This is a genomic window from Armatimonas sp. (assembly GCF_043760365.1).
Lineage (GTDB): Bacteria > Armatimonadota > Armatimonadia > Armatimonadales > Armatimonadaceae > Armatimonas.
Map to the genome: position 1 here is coordinate 1 of NZ_JAYUPA010000376.1, position 5080 is coordinate 5080.

Annotated in this window: 4 protein-coding genes; 3 read left to right on the forward strand and 1 reads right to left on the reverse strand. The window is 57.8% G+C overall.

Features of this window, described 5'->3' with window-relative positions; genetic code table 11:
* Positions 1-1184 (reverse strand): M14 family metallopeptidase (locus ACH2EH_RS09075; protein ID WP_395140948.1); only part of this gene is annotated, 1184 nt, incomplete at its 3' end.
* A 143-nt stretch (positions 1185-1327) separates the two neighbouring features.
* On the opposite strand from ACH2EH_RS09075, the gene ACH2EH_RS09080 reads away from it, so the two are divergent.
* From ACH2EH_RS09080 to ACH2EH_RS09090, 3 genes are all read left to right on the forward strand, one after another.
* Complete coding sequence (locus ACH2EH_RS09080; RefSeq protein ID WP_395140950.1) at positions 1328-2500, forward strand: J domain-containing protein; 1173 nt, start codon at positions 1328-1330, stop codon at positions 2498-2500.
* A gap of 60 nt (positions 2501-2560) precedes the next feature.
* Positions 2561-4546 carry a DUF4384 domain-containing protein gene (locus ACH2EH_RS09085; RefSeq protein WP_395140954.1) on the forward strand — a complete coding sequence of 662 codons (1986 nt, stop codon included), beginning with the start codon at positions 2561-2563 and terminating at the stop codon, positions 4544-4546.
* A gap of 13 nt (positions 4547-4559) precedes the next feature.
* Positions 4560-5080: hypothetical protein (locus ACH2EH_RS09090; RefSeq protein ID WP_395140952.1), on the forward strand; the 521-nt coding region annotated here is incomplete at its 3' end.

The following is a 5080-nucleotide window of genomic DNA, read 5'->3' on the forward strand; positions in this document are numbered from 1 at the left end:
TTGTAGATATTGTAGAGGAACTGCTCCCGGTGGCGCGAGGCGATATCGAGCACGGCAAAGTTTGCGGTGAGGGAGTAGTCTATAGACTGACGGAAGTGCCACTTTTGGGGAGTGATCGGGTAGATATAGTCCTCTTGTGGCACGAGCTTGTCCGGTATAAACGGGATATCAATGGGGGTTGGGTTTCCGATTGTCTCGGTGAGCAGACCGATCATATTGTGGAAGTAGGTTGTGGTGCGCAGGCCGCCGTTCCACCAGGTCTGGTAGCTGGCCTGAGTGCGCCGCACTGCGCCGGGCTTGTCCTCCAGCACGAAGCGATTGTGCATGGATGTCCCCACGAGATCTATTCCCGTGACAACCAGCGGGTCGAAGTGGTGGTTGTGCGGAGCGCGGAACGGCGGGGCGAAGAGCACTGCGCCCGCCGGGCCGGTCTGGTGGTGATTGTAGACAATCTGGGGGAACCACTGGTCGTACTGGATACGGAGCATGTTCTGGGTCTCCGCCTGGGCTCCCATGTAGAAGTCCCGGTTGTTATCGTGCCCGATGTACTTCTGGTAGAGACGTGGGATATCGAAGCTGCGCTTTTTTTCGTCGGGGTTGCGCATGTACCAGTCGGAGACCAGCTCCATGCCATCCGGGTTTGCGTGCACCAGTAGGATAATGCAGTCATCCAGAAAGCGCCGCACCTCCGGGTCGTTGGAGCGCGTCAGCTCGTAGGCGGTCTCGATGAGCTGGTGGGAGCCGAGCACTTCCGTGGCATGCAGGCCGCCGTCTATCCAGACAATCGCTTTGCCGGTCGCCGCCAGTTTCTTTGCCTCCGCCTCCGTCAGACCCTCTGCCCGCGCCAGCCGCGCGGAGATTTCTTTGTAGAGCGCTAGCTTCTTGTGGTTGGCGGGGGAGGTCACGATGGCCATGAGCTGCGGTCGGCCCTCAGCAGTCTTGCCGATTTCCTGGACGACTACTCGCTCTGACTCCTTGTCTAGTTGGTGCCAGTACGCGGCGAGCTTTGTGTAGTTCGCCAGGCGGTAGTCGGCACCGATCTCAAACCCAAAAAAGGCTTGGGGGGAGGTGACTTTTTCTTGCGTGACCGTCTGGGCAATAGGGGGAATTGGCAGCGTCACTGCACGAGGTGATAGCCCACAAAGAAGGGTTCCTAGCGAGAGGAGAGATAAAAGCGGAGTCATGAGGCTACGTTTCGCCTTGACAGTCAGAAAGTCCTGTCTGTGCGATCTCTCTTGGGGGGATTGTAAAAATAGATCCTGTCTGCCGATAAGTAAAAGGAGGGGCTGGGGGGGATTGTGCCGAACCGTCCCTGCAAGACTACGGTATGACTGTTAAGTCCTGGACAAAATTTAACTGCTACGAGGTGCTGGGTGTCGCTCTGGGAGCCTCGGAGAGCGAGATTCGAGCGGCATTCAAGCAAGCCTCGCGGCGTGCGCACCCCGACCGGGGCGGCTCGCACGATGCCCAGGTGCAGGTCAACCTCGCCTACGAAGTGCTCAACAACGCCGAGCTACGCGCCAAGCACGACCGGCACTGGAAGCTGGGGCAGTATGCTGCCGGGCCGATCCTGCCGTTCTTCACCGGGGAAGAGGCGATTCGTAACTTGTGGACGGGGGCGGGGGGCAGCTCCCGCAAGCTTGCGGATGGCAAAGGTTCCTCGGGGCTGGTGCGGCGCGTCAAAGAGCGTATCCACCGGGATCGGGATCGCATCACGCTGGACCGTGAGAATCGAAAGGCCATTTTTATTGTGGAGTTTGTGAAGAAACTCCAGACCGCGCGGCTTGAAGCACTGGTGCTTATCCTGACAGTTGGAATCTCCGGGATCGTGGGGACCGTCTACACGTTTGGCTATTTTGGGATGTTGGCCTTTGGTGCTCTCCTGGTGCGGCGGCTGGGCGGAGTGCTGGTGCATCCTGAGACCGCGCTGAAGCTGGGGGTGCTAGATCCGCTGGCAAGAAAGCATCTTGAGGAGCATGCGGAGCACCTAGCGCAGGCGTCTGTGGCACGGGATCGGGAGCGGCTGGAGGTGCATTTTGCGGCACTGGAGCAGCTCGGTAAGCTCGTCACCACCCCCAGTAAGGCCAGCGATTCGGAGAGCCAGATCTTACGGCGGTTGCTGGGCGTTCTTTTCATTCTAGGGCTGATGCCCACCCGGCATGATAGCGCAGCGCAGCGGGTGGTGCTCCAGGGTGAGGGTGAGTGGGCGGCACTGTTCTACCGCCATGCAGGAACCCAGCAGCTCTCCACTGCCACTGTCGAGAAGATTATCGCGGCCCGTGCGGCGGTGAATGCCCAAGCCGCGTTCCTCTATAACTTGGGTGGACTCTCTCAGAAAGCCGCCGAGCGTGCCGAGAGTGCCTACATTCGCTGGGTGGGCATGCGTGAGCTGAATCAGTGGGCAAAACAAGTCTGGACCTCCGAGAATGGCGGACCGTCGGGCGATATTCTCCAGCGCCTCGCCGAGTTTAAGTCATTTCTCGATACACTTCCGGATTAGCCTTTACCTTCATCCTCTGTAACGCTGTCGTAACGAAGGCATGCTAAACTGGGAGGCATGATGCATAAATATTTCAGGAAGAGATATTGGGGAATTTTACTAATTCTCTTACTGCTTCTCGTTACACTGCCAAACAGAGCATATGCTGAAAAATATGCGCTGTTTATTGGGGTGACGGAGATGAAAAGTGTGCTGCGCGACAACTGGCTCAGCGGGCCAATGAATGACCTTCCCTTAATGCGTAAAGCGTTCGAAGATGTCTACAACTTCAAGCCCGAAAATATTCTGAGCCTGGAAAAGTCGGCGGCATCACGTGCAGGTATTGAGCGCGCTTTTCGCGAGCATCTGATTCAGAAGGCAGCTCCCGGCGATCTGGTGGTGTTTTACTACTCCGGTCATGGCACGCAGGTGCCCGATACGAATGGCGATGAACAAGATGGTAAGGACGAAGCCCTGTGCCCGTACGATTTCAGTAATACTGTTGGTTCCTATGTCACGGATGATGATCTTGGAAAATGGGTTGGACAGCTCCGTACCAAGAATGTATTTGTGATGCTCGACTCGTGCCACAGTGGCACCGGCCTTCGGGGGAGTGATCAGTCACGCTCTCTGGAAGTGACGATCAAGAACATGCCTCCCGTGGCAAGCTCCACACGAGCAGGAGCCGATGACCTGAAGCCTGATGGAGAGACCACCGTTTTGCTCACCGGATGCCGCTCTGATCAAACGTCGTCCGATTCCACTGTTCTTCTTGATGCTTCGGACAAAGCGAAAGTGGATGCCTTTCTGGCACAGCGCAAGGCAAAGGGAAAGTACTGTGGGGACCAGCCCATCAACCCGTATATGGGCGCACTCACCTTCTCGTTTCTGCGAGCGGCCTACACTAAGCCTGCCAATGCAACCTACCAGGACATCCACAAAGAAGTCGCCCTGACCCTACAGAAAATGAAGTTCGACCAGGTTCCGCAGCTGGAGGGAGAAGGGGTGCAGCGGTTAGCACTGGGGGGTGGGGCGGTGGCAACAGAGCCAGCCCCCACCGCTCCGTGGACGACCTGGACAGCGAAGGTTAAGGGGGTGCAGGGGAAAACGGTGGTTATCGAAGCACCTGTGGGGGTGGAGCTGACACGCGGGAGCATCTACCACAGCCAGAGTGGGGCGACCCTTCGGCTCAGCCAGCACGATGCCCGTCAGGCCACCTGTGCGCTTCTCTCCGGCATGGTGGCCGAAGGCGAGCCACTCCGTGAGGCCTTTCATTTTCTCGAAACGCCAAAGCTGCGGGTAGCGATTTTAGGAAATCCCTCTTTGCGCACATCGCTGACAAGCCGCATCAACGCTCTGAAGTTCGCCGAGGTCGTGGATGCAAAAGCGCCGCACGAGGCTGAGCTTGAACTTCTTCCGGGCAAGGACATCGCGATTAAAGTGTTTCGCAATCAGCAGCAGCTTCCCACTATCTCTGGCAGCGACCTAGATGCGCTATTTCCTAAAGTGGGACAGGTTCTGGAGAACATGGCAACGGTGAATCAGCTTGTGCACCTAGAGAACCCAAAGTCCAAGATTGATATTGATCTTCAAGTCAATGGCCGTGACTTTGATACTGTCAAGATCGGCGACACCATCGGCTTCACCGCACGCGCCAGCCAGGACTGCTACTTGTATCTGCTCGATGTGGACCCGGCAGGTAAGGTGACGGTGCTCTATCCCAACAAGTACGCCAGAGAAAACAAGCTACGTGCCGGAGAGACGATCCGTCTGCCTGCACCGAATCTGTTTCGCCTGCGGGTAACCGGGCCAGCAGGTAGCGAGGCGGTGAAGGCCATTGTTACCACGGTTCCCATTAATCTCGAGGTGCTGGAGGGAGCCAACGGGGATTTTTCTGCCCTGAGTGGCGCAGGCACGAGTATCGCGGCGGAGCTTCTGGCACAGCTCAAGCGCGAGCTTAATCGAGGCGCACGTGGGATCGAGGTATTGCCCGCACGCTCAGAGCAGCAGCCCATCACTGTCGAGGGCTGGGCCACCGACATGGTCTTTCTGACAATCCGATCTTAGGCAATAATCAAATATGAAAAAGACACTGATCGCTCTTGCTGTTGGGATGGGCCTTGTGCTGAGTGGGCACGCGGGCTTACCCCAGACGGGAAAACCAAAGCCTAAACCCGCCGTGCTTGCTCCGCAGCTTCCTGTGGGGCCGCTGACGATGATGCCTCCGAAGGCCCACACGGAGATGCTCTCGGCTCAGGTCTCACTCGATGGCCGCTGGGTGGCCACCAGTGGCGGAGGGCAGGTTCGTATCTGGGAGAGCGACACAGGCCGGACGACGCGCGAGCTGCCGTGCGCGGGCTTGCTCCACTGGATGAAAGACAGCCGACGCTTACTGGTAGGTGGAATGGGGGTAAAAGCGCTCCGGAGTGCCGACGGTACGGTGGATGATGAGCCGTACGGGAGGCTACAGCTCTGGGATATCGTCAGCGGGAAACTCTTGAAGGAGTGGCAGATTCCCTCCGTGATCCTGGATGGCCAGCAATACGTCTCCGAAGTGGTGAGCCTGGATGTCACCAAGGATGAGACGCGGGCGCTGGTGAC